Source organism: Mesorhizobium sp. M0243, assembly GCF_040321775.1.
Lineage (GTDB): Bacteria > Pseudomonadota > Alphaproteobacteria > Rhizobiales > Rhizobiaceae > Mesorhizobium.
Genome location: NZ_JAMYSF010000022.1, coordinates 1 through 19,588, shown reverse-complemented (window position 1 = coordinate 19,588; position 19,588 = coordinate 1). Strand labels below are relative to the sequence as shown.

Below are 19,588 nucleotides of genomic sequence, written 5' to 3'. Positions count from 1 at the left end.
ATAACCGCATTCGCCGCAATCGCAATCCCCCTGTCGCCGCACAGAATCCTCTATTTGTCGTCGATGAAGTCCAGCACAGCCTGGTTATATTCATCCGGCGCTTGCAGCATGGCGAAATGACTGGCGTTGGGCAGGATAATCAGCTTCGCGCCCGGGATGGCGGAGGCGATATATTCGGTGTGTTCGCGCTTGATCGCTTCGTCATGGTCGCCGGCAACGATCGCCGTCGGCGTGGTTATCTCAGCGAGCTGCTCCTTGGTCCACGCCGGCTCGGTCTCCCACATATGGCTCATCTGCGCCACGAAGGCGTCATACTGGTCCGGTGTTTTCGACATCTTCTTGTAGTCGCGGCCGGAGCGGTCGATGTAGGCGGCAAAGGTCTTGTTGGTCATCACGCCCGGATCGACGCCGTCGGTGGTTACGTTGGCGGCTTGCGCAAAGAGCCTTGTCAGCCGCTCCGGATGATGCAGCGCGATGTCGATACCGATGATGCCGCCGTCGCTCCAGCCGACGAGCGCGATCTTGTCGATCTTCAGGTAATCGAGCAGCGCCAGATAGTCCGACGCCATCAAGTCATAGCCATAGGGCTGCTCGGTGCGGGTGGAGCGGCCGTGGCCACGGCTGTCGGCGACGATCACCTTGTGCGTCTTGGAAAGCGTGGCCACCTGGCTGGCCCAGATGTCGGCGTGGCCGAGGCCGCCGTGAATGAGGAGCACCGGGTCGCCCGCGCCGAAAACGGCGTAGTACATCTGGATGCCGTTCACCGGCGCATATCCGCTCTGATCGGGTTTGGGCATGGCCGCAGGCTCCGGCAAGGTCTGCCAACGTTCCTCGGCGGCGGCAAAAGCGCTCGAGGCGGCGAACAAGATGACGATGGCGAACACTTTCCAAAAACGGGTCATGTTTTTTCCCTCATATGGTTCGGTCCGCGGTCAGCATCGCCTTCCAGCCGGATTAGTCAACAAGCCCGGCCTGCGCGGCGTGTCGGACCGACGGCTCTGGCGGCGCCCGCCGACATTTGCGAGACTGGCCGTAACCGAGGAATCGCCACTGACGAAAGCAACGCCCACAAAACCCAGACCGTGGACCGAGATGGCGACACATCTGGTCGATGTCGCCATGGGGCGGAAGCCCGCTGACCTGGTCGTGCGCAACGGCCGCTGGGTGAACGTCCATTCGGGCGAGATCATCGCCGGCACCGACATCGCCATTGCCGGCGGGCGCTTCGCTTATTGCGGGCCCAATGCCAGCCATGCCATCGGGCAGGGCACCACGGTGGTCGACGCCGGCGGGCGCTATCTGGTGCCCGGTCTCTGCGACGCGCACATGCATGTCGAAAGCGGCATGGTGACGGTGACCGAGTTCTGCCGTGCCGTCATTCCGCACGGCACCACCTCGATGTTCATCGACCCGCACGAGATCGCCAATGTTCTGGGTCTGCCCGGCGTGCGGCTGATGCATGACGAAGCGGTCGCCATGCCCATCAACGTGCATGTGCAGATGCCGTCCTGCGTGCCTTCGGCGCCGGGGCTGGAACATGCCGGCGCCGAGCTGACGGTCGCCGATGTCGAGGAGGCGATGACCTGGGAAAACATTATCGGCCTGGGCGAAGTGATGAATTTTCCCGGTGTCGCCGCCAATGATCCTGTCATGTCGGGCGAGATCGCGGCGACGGTTCATGCAGGCAAGACGGTCGGCGGCCACTATGCCTCGCGCGATCTCGGCCTGCCGTTCCATGGCTATGCCGCCGGCGGTCCCGAGGACGATCATGAGGGCACACGCGCCGAGGATGCCATCGCCCGTGTGCGCCAGGGCATGAAGGCGATGCTGCGGCTCGGCTCGGCCTGGTACGACGTCGCCTCGCAGATCAAGGCGGTGACGGAGAGCGGCATCGACCCGCGCAATTTCATCCTGTGCACCGACGACAGCCATTCCGGCACGCTGGTCCAGGAAGGCCATATGGACCGCGTGGTGCGCCACGCCATCCAACAGGGGTTGAAGCCGGTGACGGCGATCCAGATGGCGACGCTCAACACCGCCCAGCATTTCAGACTGGAGCGCGAGATCGGTTCGATCGCGCCGGGCCGGCTGGCCGACCTGCTGATCGTCTCGGATCTCGCCGCAATGACCATCGACGAGGTCTATGCACGCGGCGTCAGGCTGGCCAAGGGCGGCAAGCTCGAAATCGATATTCCGGCCTATGATTACCCGAAGACGGCGAAGAACACCGTCAAGCTTGGCAAGAAGCTGAAGGGCGGCGACTTCGATATCGTTGCTCCCAAAGGCGCCAACGAGGTGCGGGTGCGCGTCATCGGCGTCATCGAGAACCAGGCGCCGACGCGCGCGCTGGAGGCCGATCTGCCGGTCGAGGACGGGCTGGTCGCCATGGACCGCCGCAACGACATCTGCCAGATCGCGCTGGTCGAGCGCCACCGGGGCACGGGCGGCGTCACCAACGCCTTCGTTTCCGGCTTCGGCTATATGGGCGACTGCGCCATGGCGTCCAGCGTCGCGCATGACGCCCATCACATCATCTGCGTCGGCACCAACAAGCAGGACATGGCGCTGGCGGTAAACCGCCTGGGCGAGGTCGGCGGCGGCGTCGTGCTGTTCTCCAAGGGCAAGGAATTGGCGCTGGTCGAAATGCCGATCGCCGGCCTGATGTCGGACGAGCGGGCCGAGATCGTCGCGGCCAAGGCGGAGAAGCTCACCGAGGCGATGCGCAAGATGGGCTGTTCGCTGAACAACGCCTACATGCAGCACTCGCTGCTGGCGCTGGTCGTCATTCCCGAACTCAGGATTTCCGATGTCGGCCTGATCGACGTGACGACATTCCAGAAGGTCGATCTGTTCGTCTAGGATTGTTGATATTCAGGCCATGCCGGCCTGCAAGTAGCGATTTTCTGCGCTTCCGGTGCTCACGTACTTAAGTACGCTCCGCTCCGGTTCTCGAAAACCACCACTTTCGGCTCGGCCTGACCCGAATCTCAACAATCCTAGGGCCAATGTCGCCCGCTGGCTCACCCGCCGGTGGCGATGGTGAGCACCTTGAACGGCGTGGTGATGACGATCTCGGCGACCGAGCCGACGGCCTTTCCGAGGCCCTGGCCGAGATTGTTGAGCTGAGTCGGGACGGGCTCGTCCGAGGCAAGACCGGCAGGCGCCCGCAGCCGGTCGCCGAGCAGTTGCACCAGCATCGGGTTGTCGGCGAATTTGGCGTGGTTGAGGCGGTCACCGCCCTTGGCCTGGGAAAGGTCGACCACCGACACGCCATAGCTGGCGAGGTCGGCCGCATCGCCGTAATCGCCGACGCGCGGCTTATCGCCTGAGATCAGGGAGGACAGCTTGAGAGCCCGGTCATCCGCCGAGAGCAGGATGGCGAATGGCTTGTCGGGTTTGCCGTAACGGATCATCTGTTTCTTGAACACGTCGACATCGATGTCGGGCGAGGCCAGGATGACGTAGCCGAGTTTGTCGTCGAGATCTCGATCGCCGGTGATGGCAAGCTGGCGCAGAGCCTCCATGGTCACCCAGGTCCCCATCGAATGGGCGATGATGTCGATGCTCTTGACCTTGGTCTTGGCCAGCATCCTGAGCGTCGCCTCGAGGTCGTCGCGCGCTGCGTTGGCGCTTTCTTTGTCGTATATGTAACCCGTGGTCTTGCCGCTCGAAGCCCACGAGAACAGCACCGGCGTGCCGGGATATTTCGTGTCGTGGGCGATCTGCGTCAGCCGGTAGATGCCGTCGTCAAAACCGTTGTTGAAGCCGTGCACGAAAACCAGCGCACGGTCGCCGCGCATGGAAATGTCGGCGCCGACCGCCTTGGCGAATTGCGGCGCGCTTTCATAGAAGGTGACGTCCTTGGCGGTGAAATCCTTGGCCGGATTGCTGTTCGCGGATCCCTTGGCCCGCTCGATGGCGCCGACCTGATGGTTTTTCGGGACGGTGACGTCGACACGGGCAAAGCTGGTGGTCAGCGAGCGATCGCCATCGTACACCTGTCGCGGATCCTTGGTTGCCCTCTGGCGGGTAGTGGCGACGAAGATTTCATGCGTGGCCGCGATGTCGGAAGCGGGCACCGAGACCGTCGTCCTGTTGAGCAGGTCGTGCGTTTTCCCGCCGGCGCAGCCGGTGACAGCGAGCGTCAATGCAACGACGAGATAACTCTTCGAACGCATGGTCATACGCCGGCTCCCGCAAAGGGGGACGTCAAACGCATGACGTCGCTGGCTATTCCGATAAGGCCGGAGACCGGCGCGGTCCAGTTCAAAGTGAATCGATACATCCGCAGTGGTGAACAGGCACGGCGAAAACCGCGGGACCGCATCTATTGTCCAAGCAGGCCGATACGATCGGTCACGTCACGGTCGCTGGCAAAGCCGTCATCCTCGCGCAGCCGCTGGCCGATCATCTTCACCAGCGTCGGATTGTCGGCGAACTTCGTATGGTTGAAGCTGTCCGATCCCTTGACCTTGGACAGGTCGACGACCGTCACGCCATAGGAGGCGAGATCGGCGGCATCCTTGTAGTCGCCGACGCGCGGCCGGGATCCGGCGATCAGGCCGGAGAGCCGCAGCGCGCGGTCGTCGTCCGACAACAGCAGGATGAACGGCTTGTCGGGCTTGCCATAGCGCCGCATCTGGCTCTTGAACACGTCGACATCGATGTCGGGCGAGGCCAGCACCACGTCGCCGAGCTTGCCGCCGAGATCGCGGTCGCCGGTGATGGCCATCTGCCGCAGCGTTTCCATGGTGACCCAGGTTCCGAGCGAATGCGCGACGATGTCGATGCGCCGCGCGCCGGACTGCTCCAGCATCCTGAGCGTCACCTCCAACTGGTCGCGGGCAGCGCTGGCGCTTTCCTTGTCATAGACGTAGTCGGTGGTCCTGGCGCCCGATGCCCAGGAAAACAGCACGGGCGTGCCGGGATAGCCGGAATCATGGACGATCTGGGTCAGGCGATAGACGGCGGCATCGAAGCCGGTGTTGTAGCCATGCACGAAGACCATGACGCGGCCGCCACGCGCCGCGATGTCGGCGTTGAGCGCGCTGGAGAATTTCGGCTGCGTGTCGTAGCCGACGACCTCGGAAGCCATGAAATATTTGGCCGGGTCGTCCGACTTGCCGCGCGAGCGGCGCTCGATCTGGCCGGTCTTGTGAAGCCCCGGAACGGTGACGTTGACGCGGGCATAGTTCAGCGTCGCCGAGCGTTCGCCGTCGAAAACCTTGTTGGGATCGTCGGATTTCTTGCGCGTCGTGGCGATGAAGATCGAGTGGTTGCCGGCAATCTCCGTCACCGGCGCGGACACCATGGCGCTGCCCAGCAATTCCTGTGTTTGCTGGCCGGCGCAGCCGGAGACGAACAAGGCCAGGACAACGGTAAAAATCTTCTTCAAAGGCACGCCTGAATTTCCAACTCCGGCCGAAAGGCCTGTCTATCCTCACGATACCTCCCGGACAGGCAGAGTGCGGCAGAACTAAGTCATGTCCAGTCGAAATGTGATCGGCGCCCCGCTGCGGGCATCGCAGTGTTGCGCGAAAGCCAAAATGGCGGAAAACGCCTGCGTGATCCGCGCAATAAGCGCCGTCGCCGCCGGCCTTCCAATTCCCGCAGAGATAGCGATTTCAAGCCGCCCGGTGCGAGGGGGCATTAGAATGCACCCGCAAGTAGCTGAAAGTATTCCGCAAAATTTCCGCCCGGAAGGACGCACATGATGGACGATGGCGCCGCGTAGCCGGATATGCAATACGCGGGCTCGCGCCGCACCTTGTCCGGGCGCTCAACAACCGACGTGCGCGACCCGATCAATGATAGAGGTCCGCGGACAGCGTGCAACGCAAGGCGGCTTTCCCAAGGGTGGTTTCCGATGAACAGTTTCTCTTCCCGTGTTGCTGCCGCTGCCGCCGCGATCCGCCAGATCTTCCCTGAAACGCCGCTGCAGGAAAACGATTATCTGTCGAAAAAGACCGGTGCGCGGGTGCTGTTGAAGCGCGAGGATCTGTCGCCGGTCCGCTCCTACAAGATCCGCGGCGCCTTCAATTTCTTCCGCAAGACACTGGCGGCCGGCAACGAGGCTGAACTGTTCGTCTGCGCGTCGGCCGGCAACCACGCGCAGGGTTTTGCTTTCGTCTGCCGCCATTTCGGCAGGCGAGGCGTTGTGTTCATGCCGGTGACGACGCCGCAGCAGAAGATCGACAAGACCAGGCTGTTCGGCGGCGATTTCATCGAGATCAGACTGGTCGGCGATTTCTTCGACGACTGCTATCGCGCGGCCCTGGAATTCACCGACAGTTCCGGCGCCCATATGGTGCCACCCTTCGATCACAAGGACATTATCGAGGGCCAGGCAACCGTCGCCTACGAGATCGCAGACCAGATGCCGGGCGCCCGCATGCCCGATATCGTCATGCTGCCGGTCGGCGGTGGCGGACTTGCCGCGGGCGTTACCCATTATTTCGCCGATCAGGGCAGGCAAGCACGGTTCGTCTTCTGCGAACCGGCCGGCGCGCCGAGCCTGCGCGAGAGCCTCGCGGCGGGGAAACGGCTCAAGCTCGCCAAGGTCGACAATTTCGTCGATGGCGCCGCGGTGGCCGAGATCGGCCGCGAGCCGTTGCGTCATCTCAAGGATTTTCCGGCCGACACGGTGCGGCTGATCCCGGAAAACCGGCTCTGCGCCACCATGATCGAAATGCTCAACGTCGAAGGCGTCGTGCTGGAGCCGGCCGGCGCGCTGGCGATCGATGGGCTCAAGGATTTCTCCAAGAAGGAGATCAGGGGCAAGACCATCGTCGCCGTGGTTTCGGGCGGCAATTTCGATTTCGAGCGGCTGCCGGACGTCAAGGAACGGGCGTTGCGCTTCGAGGGGCTGAAGAAATACTTCATCATCCGCTTTCCGCAGCGGCCCGGCGCGCTGCGAGACTTCCTCGAACTGCTCGGGCCCGACGACGACATCGCCCGTTTCGAATATCTGAAGAAATCGGCGCGCAATTTCGGTTCGGTGCTGATCGGCATCGAAACCAGGGACCGCCGCAATTTCGATCTGCTCAAGGCGAAGTTCGAGGCCGAGGGCGTCCAGTATCAGGACATCACCGACAACGAGACACTGGCCGGGTTCATCATATGAGCGATCGGGATCAAATGATTGATCCGGGAAAAATCTTCGTCGCGCTGTTTTCCGGCATCAATGTCGGCGGCAATCGCATCGTCAAGATGGCGGAGCTGCGGTCGTTCTTCGAGGGGCTCGGCTTCTCCGATGTCGCCACCTATGTGCAGAGCGGCAATGCCGTGTTCCGGGCGAAAGAGGGCGAAGCGGTCACGTTGACGAAACAGATCGAAGCAGCCTTCGAGAAGAAATGGGGTTTTTATTCGCGCATCATGGTGCGTGATCTCTCGTGGTTCGAGCGGCTGGTGAACGAAAACCCTTACCCGGAAGTTGCCGGGGACCATACCAAGCTGCACGCCTATGTGCTGGAGCGCGAGCCGACAGCGGACGAGGTGGCGCGGCTGACCGAAAAGTGCACCGGCCCCGAACGCTTCGAGATCAAGGGCGATGTGCTCTACCTCAGCGCACCGGACGGGCTGGGCAAATCGGTGTTTGCCGGGCTGATCCCGCGCACGCTGAAAGTGCCGGGAACCGCGCGCAATTGGCGCTCCGTGCAGGCGTTGCTGGAGATGGCCGCACACGCCGGTGAGAAGTAGGTCACTGCCTAGGCGGAGGTGGGTTTCCAGTCGAAGGTCAGCTCTTCGCGGAAAGCAAAGCGCTTGATGTGATCGGCGACAACGCTTTCAAGGCGCTCGATCGATCCTGCTTCGTCAGTCGACACCGTGATATGAAGCGTTGCCGCATCGGCATCCATGACGGTACGGCCCATTGAGAGATCGATGATGCCGTGGGTGAGATCGAACTCGACCGGGAATTTGTGCGCCCAGTGCTTGCACAGCTGCTGCAGGTAGCGGCTGGCATGTTCGGTGGCGACGTCGGCATGGCTGGTCGGCATGAATTCTCCTGGGCAAGCGCCTGTTGCGTGGCCGGGGCACCGGCCCAAGCCTGGCGCCTCAGCCAGAGAGATAGGCGCCGTCCCTGAAAAACCAAACGGTACCGGGCCGTCAGCCTGGCATTGTCCGCTCAAGACAGCGTGATCGGCTACCAGCTTCCGGTGTTCGCCATCGAAGCCCATGGTTCGGCCTTGGCCTTGGCCGGGCCTTTCTGCAGAAGCTCGATCGAAATGCCGTCCGGCGATCTGACGAAGGCCATGTTGCCGTCGCGCGGCGGCCGGTTGATGATGACGCCATTGTCCATCAGGTGCTGGCAGGTGGCGTAGATGTCGTCGACCTCATAGGCGAGGTGACCGAAATTGCGCCCGCCCTTGTAGTCTTCCGGGTCCCAATTGTAGGTCAGTTCGACCAGCGGCGCCTTGTCGGCGATGGCGCTTTGTTCGTCTTCGGAGGCCGCGAGGAAGATCAGCGTGAAGCGGCCTTGCTCGTTTTCGTAGCGGCGCACTTCCTTGAGGCCGAGCTTGTTGCAGTAGAAGTCGAGCGAGGCATCGACGTCGGTGACGCGGATCATGGTGTGCAGATAGCGCATGTGATTTCCTTGATAAATTGCGTTGCGGCGCAACATAGGGTCGGCCCTGTCAAAGGGCAATCGTGCGGCGGTGCGCAATGCCGGCAAAGAACAAATCCGGTATTGCCCAAATGAACCGTGAAAAAAGGCACGGCAGGTCTTGCACAGACCGGAAGCCGCAGTGTTAATCTGTTGGCAAGAATCAGTTGCGGTGTTCTTGAAAAGAGGGGGCATTCTTATGGGGGAAAAGGCCTCTTTCATGGGGCGGGACGGACCCCTTGGCGACGCCCCGCAGCGTGACGAAGGCGGCGACGCCGCCGACCTGCGAGAAATTGCCGGCGCCATCAAGTGGTTCGATGTGGCCAAGGGCTATGGTTTCATCCTCCCGGATGACGGCATTTCGGGCGACATCCTCCTCCATGTGACATGTCTTCGAAAGGACGGCTTTCAGACGGCCCTGGAGGGCGCGCGCGTGGTCTGCCTTGTCAAACATGGCGACCGCGGATTGCAGGCCTTCCGGGTGCTCTCCATGGACCTCACCACCGCGGTCCACCCGGCCGAGATGCAGGAGCAGCGCACCCATGTCGCGGTGACGCCGGAGAGCGGTCTCGAACGCGCCTTGGTGAAATGGTTCAACCGCACCAAGGGGTTTGGTTTTCTCACCCGCGGCGACGGCACCGAGGACATCTTCGTCCATATGGAGACCTTGCGCCGTTACGGTATCACCGAGCTTCGGCCCGGACAGGTCGTGCTGGTTCGTTTCGGGCGCGGCGACAAAGGCCTTATGGCCGCCGAAATTCACCCCGATATGGGGACCTTGCCGGTCTCGCACTAGGGCGTTTCCGGCCGAGGATCTCGAATGGCTTACAGGAACTGGCTGACCGCGGGCGCGATGTGCGCGATTGCCTTCATCGCCGCCGCCGGTGGTTATTTCTATTCCGAAAAGCCGACCTCGGCGGACAGCCGGGCGATGATCCTTCCGGCCGATCCGGCGCCACTGGTCGTGGTGACGAAAGGCGGTGATCGCTCTTTTTCCATCGAAGTCGCCGACACCGCTGCGGAGCGCGAGGCCGGCTTGATGTACCGCCAGGACATGGCGGACAACCACGGCATGCTGTTCGTCTTCGAGGTCCAGCAGCAGGTTGGCTTCTGGATGCACAACACGCCAATGCCGCTTGATCTGATTTTCGTCGGCCAGGATGGCAAGATCCGGGCGGTCAAGCACGGCGAGCCGCAATCGGACGCCGTCATCTCGCCCGGCGTGCCGGTGCGCTTCGTGCTCGAGCTCAAGGCCGGCACTGCCGCCAGGAACGGCATCGAGTATGGCGACCTTTTGCGCCACCCGGCCGTGGGCACGGTATCCGGCCCCGGCATGCCACCAGCCGACAATGGCGATGCGCCGAATGGCGGTGGCGGTTGAGCACACAGGCGGGATCGCAGATGCAGTCTTTCACCCATGACGGCTTCGAGCTTGCCTTCCTCGACCGCCAGCCGGCATCGGGCGAAGGCGATCCGGTGCTCATGATCCATGGCTTCGCTTCGAGCCATTATGTCAACTGGGTGTCGCCCGGCTGGTTCAAGACGCTGAACGATGCCGGTTACCGCGCCATCGCCTTCGACAATCGCGGCCATGGTTCGTCGTCGAAGAGTTATGAGGAGGCCGACTACACGCCGGTCAAGATGGCCTCGGATGCCGCCGCGTTGCTCGGCCATCTCGGCATCGAGCGCGCCCATGTCATGGGCTATTCGATGGGTGCCCGCATCGCGGCGTTCATGGCGCTGTCGGATCCGGACAAGGTGGCGACGCTGGTCTTCGGCGGTCTCGGCATCGGCATGATCGATGGTGTCGGCGATTGGGATCCGATCGCCGCGGCCCTGCTTGCCGATGATCCGGCCGCGACCAGCCATCCGCGCGGGCGGTCGTTTCGCGCCTTCGCCGACCAGACCCGCAGCGATCGCCGTGCATTGGCCGCTTGCATCGCCAAATCGCGCGAACTGCTGAGTGAAGAGGATATTGCCCGTATCGCCCAGCCGACGCTGGTCGCTGTCGGCACGACCGACGACATTGGCGGCTCGCCCGATGAACTCGCGGCGTTGATGCCGAACGCCAGGGCCTTTCACATCGAGGGCAGGGACCATATGCTGGCCGTCGGGGACAAGACCTTCAAGCAGCGCGTGCTGGAGTTCTATGCCGAAAATCCGCTCTGAGCGGACGGCGAGGGACGCGGGACGCGACTGCCCTCAGCCTGTGGTGAGAGCCGCCAGCGACCGCGCCATGTTTTCCCGGGCCTGCCGTTCAAAGCGTTGCCGGAATTCCTCGGTGTGGAAAATGTGTGGGCGGGCGAGGAAATTCTTCAGCACCGCACTGCGTCCGGCTCGCCACATCGGCTCCTCCACCCAGTGATACTCGCGCCGCACGGCGCGCTCATAGGCGTCGAAGGCGTCCGGCGCGGCTCCCAGGATCGATAGGTCCATATCCAGAAACAGACTTGCGTCCCGTATGGCCGCCGCGTCGTCGAACGGCGGCACCTGATGCGTGGCGGTGGCGACGATCATTGCCGAGATGCGGTCGAGACGTGAAGAATCCGCGCGGCCCGCCAGCTCTTTCTCGGCAAGGGCCGCACTTTGCGCCTCATTGTCCTTGGCCTTGCTGTCGTAGATGGCATCGTGGAACCAGATCGCCGCTTCGATCGCCTCGGGGTCGCCGAGCAACCTTCGATAGTCGCCAGCGAGCGCCAGCATTGCTTCGATATGGGAAAGGTTGTGATAGTGGCGGCCTGGCGCCCGGTAGAGAGCCGAAAGCTCGCTTTTCAGCGCGTCGTCGATCAAGGGTTCGTTTTCCATGGCTGCTTGAATTCCCGCGAACCAAATCCATTTGACAAAGCACTAAGGAAAATTGAGTTCAATCGTGCTATGATCTGGCTTATATGTGCGGCCAGGCAACAGGCAAGCACTACAGGCAAGCCAGGCAGGACGCAGGACCAGACGGCGATGAACAGCATCAGCATTTCCCGACACAGCGCATTGAAGCCGGTCGATCCGATCTGGCGTTCGATCCGCGACGAGGCCATGGAGGCTGTCAACCGCGATCCGCTGCTCGCTGCATTCCTTTATTCGACCATCCTCAACCAGGACAGCCTGGAGGAGGCGGTCATTCATCGGCTGGCCGAGCGGCTGGCGCACCAGGACATCGGCTCCGATCTCATCCGCCAGACCTTCAAGTCCATGCTGGCCGACGACAAGGAGTGGCCGACGACGGTGCGTGTCGACATCCAGGCCTATTACGATCGCGATCCGGCTTGCGACCGCTTCATCATGCCTGTGCTCTATTTCAAGGGTTTCCACGCCATCCAGACCCATCGGCTGGCGCATTGGCTGTGGAACCAGGGTCGCAAGGATTTCGCGCTCTATCTGCAGAGCCGCTCTTCCTCGGTCTTCCAGACCGACATCAACCCGGCCGCCCGCATCGGCAAGGGCATTTTCATCGACCACGCCACCGGCCTTGTGGTCGGCGAGACGGCGGTCATCGAGGACGACGTGTCGATCCTGCATGGCGTGACGCTGGGCGGCACCGGCAAGGCCGGCGGCGACCGCCACCCCAAGATCCGCTATGGCGTGCTGATCGGCGCCGGCGCCAAGATCCTCGGTAACATCGAAATCGGCCATTGCTCGAAGATCGCGGCAGGCTCGGTGGTGCTGTCGCCGGTGCCGCACAACAAGACGGTTGCCGGCGTGCCGGCCCGCGTCGTCGGCGAGACCGGCTGCGATCAGCCGTCGCGCCAGATGGACCAGCTTCTGCCGTCGCAGACGATGGATCAGGTCGTCAGTTTCGACATCTGATTTTCACGGCGCCGCCGTCTGCTGTCGAATTCCGGCCGCGGGCAGGAGCGGGCGGTTGTCTCGCCTTATCAGGCCGCTTGCCTTTACATCGCCATTGTCGACGTGCCAGAAGCGCGTTCGAACGAGCAAGCCCGATGATCGGAGAAGACTGTTGAAGCCGGACGAAATCAGAAAGCTGGACGCCTATTTCAAGCGCGTCTTCCAAAACCCCAAGCTCGAGGTCAAGGCGCGGCCGCGCAAGGACGATTCGGCCGAGGTCTATGTCGGCGACGAATTCCTCGGCATCGTCTTCAAGGACGAGGACGACGGCGACTACAATTTTTCGATGGCAATTCTCGACATCGATCTGGCCTGAGCCAGCAAATCTTGCGGTCGGTCGGCTCATGCGGCCGGCCAGCCGGTTCCCTTGAAGCGTTTTTAGCGTCCCGCCTTCAGAACGCGCCCGGCTTCAGTGGCGATTGCCGCGTCGAGCGCCTGCCAATCGCCCAAAAACTCCCTTGGGAAGCGATAGGTGAGGCTGAGTTCGTCGCCGACCTGAATGTCGCGCTCGCAAGGCGCCAGCGATTGCTCGGCACTCGGCCCGCTCAGGCAACGGGCCACGAACGGCTCCCTTCCGGGGCGATTGCCGACAACCAGAACCTCGTTCAGATAGCCTGATTTCTCGTTGAAACCATAGATCATCGTGCCGCCAGGCCCGGCAATGCCGGGTCGGGTGATCAACGCGCTGTAGATCGGCGCGAAGCGGCCACTCATGTCACGCGACATCATCTGCTGTTCGAAGGACAGGAAGACGATGTTCTTGACTGTGCCCGTGTGGTTGAAATCATCCCGCGCGGCCTCGCTGTAGCCGTCCATCTGGGGATAGCGCAGATAGAGGTCGAGCCGCGAGGCGATGCCGTCGCGCCGGGCCTGGGCGAAACGGATGGCGTTGGCCGGGACCGTGATGACATTGTTGCCGATCACCACCTGGTGCATCGTTGCGTCGTCGGTGTATCCGGCCATGGCGATCGAATGGCCAAACCATTTGCCGGCAAGGCTGATCGCTGCCGAAAGCAGGGCCAGCGCAGCGAATCCGTAGAGCACCCGCTTCATCAGCCTGGAATCGACCACGGTGAGTTCGTTGGCGAGCGCTGCCTGCTTCATCTCAGTCCTCGGATCTCGGGCGGCCCGTCCGCCTCCAGTGTCCCTGGGCGGCACACATCGCACGGCACGGCTCTTGCAGCCTGCATGGAACGACTGTGCAATTTCATGGTAAATGGAAAGTTAAGATGGGACCGCTGGAACTCACACTCTTTGCTTTTGCCGTCGGGTTGACGGCCTGTGGGCTGGCCGGATCGGCTATGGAACTGGCGTCGGGCCGCAAGGTCGCCTTCACCGAACCCTATGTGTCGCCGTCAAATGTCTTGCGCTCGCTGCTCGCCACGGCCTGTGCCGGACCCTTCATGCTGGTCAACGATGCCATCGATGCCCGGCGTCAGCGCCGCATTTCAACGTTGGCGCTGATGTCCTGCGGCTGCACGGCAATTGCGTGGACCTTGGCGCTGGGCGTCGTCGTGCTTGCCATTGCCTCATGGACGGTCCGTCTCCTAGGGTCCGAGCTGCCAGGCTGAGACGATTCGGAGACCAGTAATGCCGCTTTATGCGATCGATGGAACAGAGCCCAGCTTCGCCGATGCGGACTCGAACTGGATCGCGCCCGATGCGACGCTGATCGGCGACGTCAGGGTCGGACGCAATGCCGGCTTCTGGTTCGGCGCCGTCATCCGCGGCGACAATGAGCCCGTCGTCATCGGCGCCGACACCAATGTGCAGGAACATACTGTCATGCACACCGATCCCGGCTTCCCGCTGACGATCGGGGAAGGCTGCACGATCGGCCACCGCGCCTTGCTGCATGGCTGCACGATCGGCGACAACAGCCTGATCGGCATGGGCGCCATCGTGCTGAACGGCGCTAAAATCGGCAGAAATTCTCTGGTCGGCGCCGGCGCGCTGGTCACCGAAGGCAAGGAATTCCCGGACAATTCGCTGATCGTCGGTTCACCTGCCAAGGCGATCAGGGTGCTGGACGACGCGGCCGTGGCCAGGTTGCGCGGCTCGGCGGCGCATTATGTCGCCAACGGCAAGCGCTTCAAGGTTGGGTTGAGGAAGGTCTGACGAACGGCCTCCGCCAGAAATGGCGGAGCCGGCCCGGAGGTCGAAAACCTCAGAAGCTATTGGATGCCTTCAGTTCGTTAGCGCGTGACTGTTTGTGAGTATGTCGCGAAGCAGGATAGCGGTTTTCTCTGGGAAAGCGGGGAGCTTGACTATGCGGACCGTGACACCGCGCCTTCAAGCGCGAAGTTGTTGCGATAATATGCAAAAATCTCGGGCACCTGATCGACCCGGAAGTATCGCTCGGCAGCCGTTTTGCTGGTCAGTTTGTCCCGCCGGGCTTTGGCTTCCGCGAATTCGCGCGGGATCACATAGGCTGCGCGATCTTCAAAGTCCTGTGATGCAAGTAGCACGATGGCAAGCCAGTCGAATTGATCGTAATCGTTGTAGCCGACGTAGGCAGAGCCCCGCTTAAATGTGCGCGACTTCACCGAAACACGTTGCGCTGGCCGATCGAATGGTTGCGCGATCACATCGTAACCGGGCCAGTTGTCAGGGACTTTTAACGCGGGAATGCCGGCAAGCGTTAACTCAGCGGCAACGATCATTTCGCACGCATCGCCCATCTGCTTGGTCGTATATCGTTTTGGCGAAGTCGTTTCCATACTGGTCGGCTTAGCATCCAATGAAGCTCTGAGCATTTGAGAAAGTCCCTTGTTCGGCCCGGCCAAGCAGAGCCATTTGGGCCGTCAAAATAGATAAGCTGAGCTCTTGAATCATCGCTGTCATCTGGATTTCAACGAGTTGATCCCAGAAATGGCGGAGCCGGCCCGGGGACGGGGCCGGCTCCTTTCACCCGGTCGTTGGGGACGGGGAGGGTGGGGACTCGACCGGGTTTCTCCTGAAGCGCCTCGCATTCACGCGGCGCGCTTGAGCTCTGTTCTAGCGGACGCTGGCGACCGCGCCGGAGCGGCCGTCATTGATCGTCACCCAAACGCCGGAATTCTGGTCCGACTGGCGCTTGAGATAGGTGTAGTCGGTGTCCGTCCAGGACAGGACCTTGGTCTCGAGATTGTCGAGGATGAATTCTCCGAGGCTGGTGCGCACGGTCAGCACCGCGTGGCCGTCGCCATTCGGCTGGCGCGCCACCGTCATCAGCAAATTGCCGGCCGGCACGCCCGCATCCATCAACTCGCGGCGCTTTTCCAGCGCGTAATCCTCGCAATCGCCATAGCCATTGGCCGGATAGGCCCAATATTCCTCGACACCGTAGTTTTCCATGTCGGTGCGCGGCTTGATGCGGGTGTTGACCGAATTGTTGATGTTGACGATCGTCGCCCACAGTTTGCGGGTCAGTTCGACCGGCGCACCCTTCGGGGTCCGTTCGCTGCATTCGCCAGGACTGCGCTGGCAGAACTCATAATGACCGACAGGCTGGGTGGTGCGTCCGCCGGTGTGCATATAGGTCGGTCCCGCGGCATATGCTGATCCCCAAGCGGAAAGCTGCATCGCCATTGCCACCAGCAACAGCTTGCCCCTCGTTTTCTTCATTGTTGTAGTCTCCCCGTTCGAAGGAGACATTGCCACATGTGGATTTATTTGACGCAAAAGCGCGAAGTAGATATTGAGTAAAACTCCAGTAGAATAAACGTAAAATTTGAATCATTTGAGTATTAATTCGTTTTGATCTTGAGGCGCCATCTCGGCGCGCGGAGGGCTCCAAGCCCCGCCTAAAGTGGCCTAAGCATGCCGGTCATGGCGTCGAAAACAAAAAACCGGCCACAAGGGCCGGTTTCCTGGAGTGTCGCTGTCGGGCCTGCTCAGGTGCGTGGCGTGTTGAATTCGGAATCGAGCGTTTCGGGGCGCTGGATCACAGCGAATTCGATGGCGACGCCGTCCTCGAAATGACGCACGACCTGCCCGCGCATGGTGCCAAGCATGACCTGGATGCCGATCGCCGGTTTGACGTCGATCTCGACCGCGGCGCCGGAGAGCGAAAGGTCGATGATACGGCACTGGTACTGGCGGCCGTCGGTGAGCTGCAGCACGCTGGTCGGATTGCGCGGCGCGACGCGCTCGTGGCGGCGATCTTCCGGCAGGTCGAGTTCATGCTTGTTGGCGAGCCAGGTCAATTGCGCGGCCAGCTTGTCCTTCTTGCGATCCGACGCGATGACGGTCATCGCGAAACCGTCCTGCAAGGTGCGCGTGACGACACCTTCGATGCGGCCGATATGATCGATGTAGGCAATGATTTTTTCGCCGGGCATGCCGATGCGGTCGGTGCGAAACGCGACGTTGCCCGGTGACATGTCGACGACCTGGCAGGGGTGTTCGGTGCGGTCTTCCAGCATGAAGCGTCCGTAGATTTTGACCCGGACGCGCTGAAAGTTACGCCTTTCAGCTTGGGACGGCGCATAGTCGACCGCCGCTGACCTCATGACTGCCTACACCCCGTTTGGCATCCCGCGCGCCGATGCGAGGAACTTCATCAGAGAAGTACAACAAGGCGGGTTAACAAAGGGAAAAAGCGGGCGCTCCAAGGTTTCCTTTTTGCAGGCCGTGATGCCAAAACAGCGGCGCGGTTTTGGGCGACGTGCATCAGGCCGCAAACGGACTATTCCTCGCGCCCGCCATCGAAGACGACGAGATGGCGGATGCGGCGCGCCCGGCCGAGCGCCGAGATCGTCTCGGGTGCTCCAAGTTCATCGGGAACGAGCGAGGGAACATCGATCGCCGGACGGTTGTTGAGGAGCTCCTTCTCCGGATCTATGACGCGGATCGAATCGATCAACGCGTCGGTGATCGGGTCGGCACCCAGCCAGAAGGGCTTCTCCACGGCGCTGATGACGCCCAGGCAGCGTGGATTTTCGACGCCGCCGTCAAGCGGCAGGGCAAGCAGTTCGAACTTGTTGGAGCGCCCGTTGCGGCTGAAGCCCTCATAGCTGATGAGCACGACCGACTTCTGCTCGAAGACGCCGTGGATCAGCCGCGAGACGAGCCGTTGATCCTTCTCGCGCCACAGCGACGGAAAGGAAAACCCCTTGAGCTCGCGGCCGTAGCAGGCGCAAAGCCTCGTGCCGGCCAGCCGGAACACGGCTTGCCCGCGCGTGTCACGTTCCAGGATAAAGGTGTCGGCCAGCAGCGACTTGATGTCGGCCGGCTCGACCTCCGAACGCTTCGGGGCAGGGCGTCCGTCACGCAGGCGATTCCAATATTGGAACAGCGTGATCGATCCATTCTGATTCATGCTATGCTGCTCCGCGCATTCTGTCGTCTGATGTCCCATCGGTGAACAGAAGGGCGCCCTCCGATGACCTACATGCGTTGCGGAGCAGGAAGCGTGCCAGCGTCGTTAACACTTGTTCACGGGTCGGGGCCGTTAAGGTTAACAAGTGGTTTACGTTGCATGGAAGCGAGCCCCGTGGCACACAAAAACCACTCCAGAAGCGGTCGTTTCGCGACGATCGGCAGCACTTCAGTCAGAGTTTTAGGGGAGCAGGGGGCTCGACCAGCCGTTCAGGGGAAACCTTGAACGGCTTCTTTTTTGATTCGCGCCAGGCGATTCGGGGTTAACGGCGGGCGTGTATTTCTACCTGCCGACAAGTGCTGGCAACCATCCCGGCGGTCGCTAAGGCGGCATCGTCCGATCGCTATGCGACGAAAAATCTGCGTTCCGTGGTCGGCTGGTGTGAACTATCGCTTCTTCCCCGGGCCGAAGGTCAGCGCCAGAGCGCCAACCAACACGACACCCTTGACGAAGTCCTGCGTGTAGTAGGGCGCGTTCAGCATGGTGAGGCCGTTCAGGAGGACGCCGACGAAAATTGCGCCGGCCACCGTGCCGATCACATGCGGGCGACGCTTGTCGAGCACGGCATAGCCGATCAGCGAGGCCGCCACCGCATCGAGCAGGAGCGAGTTGCCGGCCGAGACGTCGCCGCGGCCGACACGCGAAGCGACGATCAGCCCTCCCAACGAAGCAAGCGTGCCGGACAGGATATAGGCCCAGAGTCGGTATGCCTTGGTCGGCGCGCCGGATAGATGCGCGGCCGTTTCGTTGCCGCCGATCGCATAGAAGACGCGTCCCCAGCGCGTACGCTCCATCAGGAACCAGGCGAGGATGGCGACCACCGCCATGACCACGACAGACAGGGGTACGGTGTCGAAGAGCCGTGACCGGCCGAGGATCAGGAAAGCCGGATCGTAAGCACCGGGAACGGACGAGCCGTCGGGCAGCACCATGCCGGCGGTGATGGAGCGGCCGCCGGTCGGGATTAGCTGCAGGCCGGCGAGCAGGAACATTGTCGCCAGCGTGGCGAGAAGATCGGGGACGCCGATGCGGACAATCAGCAGTCCGTTCAGGAGGCCTATGAAGGCGCCCATCAGCAAGACCAGACCCATGGGGCCCGTTGCGTTATTAAGTTATAGGGGCAAGGAGGGAGGGTCAGGCCAATGTGGGGTGCCTTGCGGCTCGGGTTTGAGGCCGGATTGGCTGGGGTTTGACGGGTTCGGCGGATTTCGGGCGCAATGCGACCCTGTATTAGGTCGCCAGCGTCACCCAGCGGCGCATGTTGAAGGCCATGGCGGCGATGAGGATCTGTCCTGCCGCCTTGGCCAAGCCGCGGTAGCGGATGGCGCAAAGCCGCATGCGGTTCTTCAAGGTGGCAAAGGTCGTCTCGACGGCGAAGCGTTGCCGCGCAATGAGCCGGTTGAAATGCTTCAGGCGCGCTGGCAGATGCGGATGATGCTTGTTGGCGCGCCGCATCAGTCTTGGCTTGATCCCGCGCTCCCTCAGCAATACCTGGCGCGCCTTGGTGTGATAGGCCGCATCCGCCAGCACTGCGCCTTCGTCGCCACAGATCAGATGATCTGCCTCGACCGTGTCGTTGACGTTGGCCGCTGTCGTTCTCACCCGGCGGATCAGGCCAGAGCCCTGGTCGACACCGACATGGGCCTTGTAGCCATAGGAGGAGCCAGGCTTGCCCTGCCGGCGTGTAAAGCCGGCATCGGGATCGCCAGCCTCGCCGGCCTCGTGCGCCGTTCCACTGGGTGGCCGTGCCGCCGCCGTCTCGATCACCGTGGCATCGAGCATCG

22 protein-coding genes and 1 pseudogene are annotated in these 19,588 nt (G+C 62.1%); 10 read left to right on the top strand and 13 right to left on the bottom strand.

Translation table 11 applies throughout. From position 1 onward, the window contains the following. Nucleotides 1-50: 50 nt before the first annotated feature. A complete protein-coding gene (locus tag NKJ11_RS24460) occupies nt 51-902 on the bottom strand; it encodes an alpha/beta fold hydrolase (RefSeq protein ID WP_352439914.1) in 852 nt (283 codons plus the stop codon). Between the two features lie 190 nt (nt 903-1,092). Here NKJ11_RS24460 and ade point away from each other — a divergent pair, with 190 nt between their 5' ends. After that, a complete protein-coding gene (ade, locus tag NKJ11_RS24455; protein ID WP_352794442.1) occupies nt 1,093-2,859 on the top strand; it encodes an adenine deaminase in 1,767 nt (588 codons plus the stop codon). A 161-nt stretch (nt 2,860-3,020) separates the two neighbouring features. Here ade and NKJ11_RS24450 read toward each other — a convergent pair whose 3' ends face one another. Further along, entirely contained in the window at nt 3,021-4,184 is a 1,164-nt protein-coding gene (locus tag NKJ11_RS24450; RefSeq protein WP_352609630.1) for an alpha/beta hydrolase, read from the bottom strand. Between the two features lie 143 nt (nt 4,185-4,327). Next, nucleotides 4,328-5,401 (bottom strand): alpha/beta hydrolase, encoded by a 1,074-nt coding sequence (locus tag NKJ11_RS24445; RefSeq protein ID WP_352609631.1) that lies wholly within the window; start codon nt 5,399-5,401, stop codon nt 4,328-4,330. 465 nt (nt 5,402-5,866) lie between these two features. Between NKJ11_RS24445 and ilvA the strand changes: the two genes are divergently transcribed. Together ilvA and NKJ11_RS24435 are read left to right on the top strand one after the other, a co-directional pair. After that, a complete protein-coding gene (gene ilvA / locus NKJ11_RS24440; protein ID WP_352609634.1) occupies nt 5,867-7,123 on the top strand; it encodes a threonine ammonia-lyase IlvA in 1,257 nt (418 codons plus the stop codon). Between the two features lie 14 nt (nt 7,124-7,137). Next, nucleotides 7,138-7,698: a DUF1697 domain-containing protein gene (locus NKJ11_RS24435; RefSeq protein WP_352794539.1), complete on the top strand. Its 561-nt coding sequence runs from the start codon at nt 7,138-7,140 to the stop codon at nt 7,696-7,698. An 8-nt stretch (nt 7,699-7,706) separates the two neighbouring features. On the opposite strand, the gene NKJ11_RS24430 is transcribed toward NKJ11_RS24435, so the two are convergent. Beyond that, complete coding sequence (locus tag NKJ11_RS24430) at nt 7,707-7,997, bottom strand: DUF2218 domain-containing protein (RefSeq protein ID WP_023812160.1); 291 nt, start codon at nt 7,995-7,997, stop codon at nt 7,707-7,709. A gap of 146 nt (nt 7,998-8,143) precedes the next feature. Then, nucleotides 8,144-8,584 (bottom strand): lactoylglutathione lyase, encoded by a 441-nt coding sequence (gloA, locus tag NKJ11_RS24425; RefSeq protein WP_127291474.1) that lies wholly within the window; start codon nt 8,582-8,584, stop codon nt 8,144-8,146. 217 nt (nt 8,585-8,801) lie between these two features. Here gloA and NKJ11_RS24420 point away from each other — a divergent pair, with 217 nt between their 5' ends. Genes NKJ11_RS24420 through NKJ11_RS24410 form a run of 3 tightly spaced genes read left to right on the top strand, consistent with a single transcriptional unit; the run spans nt 8,802 to nt 10,771 of the window. Continuing rightward, nucleotides 8,802-9,398, top strand: a complete 597-nt coding sequence (locus tag NKJ11_RS24420; RefSeq protein ID WP_502897956.1) for a cold-shock protein — start codon at nt 8,802-8,804, stop codon at nt 9,396-9,398. A gap of 24 nt (nt 9,399-9,422) precedes the next feature. Beyond that, a complete protein-coding gene (locus tag NKJ11_RS24415) occupies nt 9,423-9,983 on the top strand; it encodes a DUF192 domain-containing protein (protein WP_027160409.1) in 561 nt (186 codons plus the stop codon). Nucleotides 9,984-10,003: 20 nt separating this feature from the next. Then, a complete protein-coding gene (locus NKJ11_RS24410) occupies nt 10,004-10,771 on the top strand; it encodes an alpha/beta fold hydrolase (RefSeq protein WP_352794441.1) in 768 nt (255 codons plus the stop codon). A gap of 33 nt (nt 10,772-10,804) precedes the next feature. Here the strand turns inward: NKJ11_RS24410 and NKJ11_RS24405 are convergent, their stop codons facing one another. Continuing rightward, nucleotides 10,805-11,407, bottom strand: coding sequence for an HD domain-containing protein (locus NKJ11_RS24405; protein WP_128304032.1), 603 nt, complete (start codon nt 11,405-11,407; stop codon nt 10,805-10,807). Between the two features lie 147 nt (nt 11,408-11,554). On the opposite strand from NKJ11_RS24405, the gene cysE reads away from it, so the two are divergent. Beyond that, complete coding sequence (gene cysE / locus NKJ11_RS24400; protein ID WP_013531333.1) at nt 11,555-12,403, top strand: serine O-acetyltransferase; 849 nt, start codon at nt 11,555-11,557, stop codon at nt 12,401-12,403. Nucleotides 12,404-12,554: 151 nt separating this feature from the next. After that, the gene (locus NKJ11_RS24395) at nt 12,555-12,758 is read left to right on the top strand and encodes a DUF3126 family protein (RefSeq protein ID WP_013531334.1); all 204 of its coding nucleotides are present in this window, start codon (nt 12,555-12,557) and stop codon (nt 12,756-12,758) included. Between the two features lie 62 nt (nt 12,759-12,820). Here the strand turns inward: NKJ11_RS24395 and NKJ11_RS24390 are convergent, their stop codons facing one another. Next, nucleotides 12,821-13,546: a hypothetical protein gene (locus NKJ11_RS24390; protein WP_352794440.1), complete on the bottom strand. Its 726-nt coding sequence runs from the start codon at nt 13,544-13,546 to the stop codon at nt 12,821-12,823. A gap of 125 nt (nt 13,547-13,671) precedes the next feature. Between NKJ11_RS24390 and NKJ11_RS24385 the strand changes: the two genes are divergently transcribed. Beyond that, the gene (locus tag NKJ11_RS24385; RefSeq protein WP_352794438.1) at nt 13,672-14,013 is read left to right on the top strand and encodes a DUF6949 family protein; all 342 of its coding nucleotides are present in this window, start codon (nt 13,672-13,674) and stop codon (nt 14,011-14,013) included. 19 nt (nt 14,014-14,032) lie between these two features. Then, nucleotides 14,033-14,560: a gamma carbonic anhydrase family protein gene (locus NKJ11_RS24380; RefSeq protein WP_352719980.1), complete on the top strand. Its 528-nt coding sequence runs from the start codon at nt 14,033-14,035 to the stop codon at nt 14,558-14,560. A 149-nt stretch (nt 14,561-14,709) separates the two neighbouring features. Here the strand turns inward: NKJ11_RS24380 and NKJ11_RS24375 are convergent, their stop codons facing one another. From NKJ11_RS24375 to NKJ11_RS24350, 6 genes and pseudogenes are all read right to left on the bottom strand, one after another. Beyond that, nucleotides 14,710-15,198, bottom strand: coding sequence for a hypothetical protein (locus tag NKJ11_RS24375; protein ID WP_352794436.1), 489 nt, complete (start codon nt 15,196-15,198; stop codon nt 14,710-14,712). A gap of 241 nt (nt 15,199-15,439) precedes the next feature. Continuing rightward, nucleotides 15,440-16,048: a transglutaminase-like cysteine peptidase gene (locus tag NKJ11_RS24370; RefSeq protein ID WP_352609642.1), complete on the bottom strand. Its 609-nt coding sequence runs from the start codon at nt 16,046-16,048 to the stop codon at nt 15,440-15,442. 269 nt (nt 16,049-16,317) lie between these two features. Further along, on the bottom strand, nt 16,318-16,935 hold the full coding sequence (locus tag NKJ11_RS24365; protein ID WP_023812149.1) for a PilZ domain-containing protein: 618 nt from the start codon (nt 16,933-16,935) through the stop codon (nt 16,318-16,320). Between the two features lie 176 nt (nt 16,936-17,111). Then, entirely contained in the window at nt 17,112-17,744 is a 633-nt protein-coding gene (locus tag NKJ11_RS24360) for a PAS domain-containing protein (protein WP_023812148.1), read from the bottom strand. A gap of 446 nt (nt 17,745-18,190) precedes the next feature. Then, nucleotides 18,191-18,898: pseudogene (locus NKJ11_RS24355) on the bottom strand (ABC transporter permease); the annotation flags it as partial. A 136-nt stretch (nt 18,899-19,034) separates the two neighbouring features. Further along, on the bottom strand, nt 19,035-19,588 hold a 554-nt coding region (locus tag NKJ11_RS24350; RefSeq protein ID WP_352794434.1), incomplete at its 5' end, for a transposase.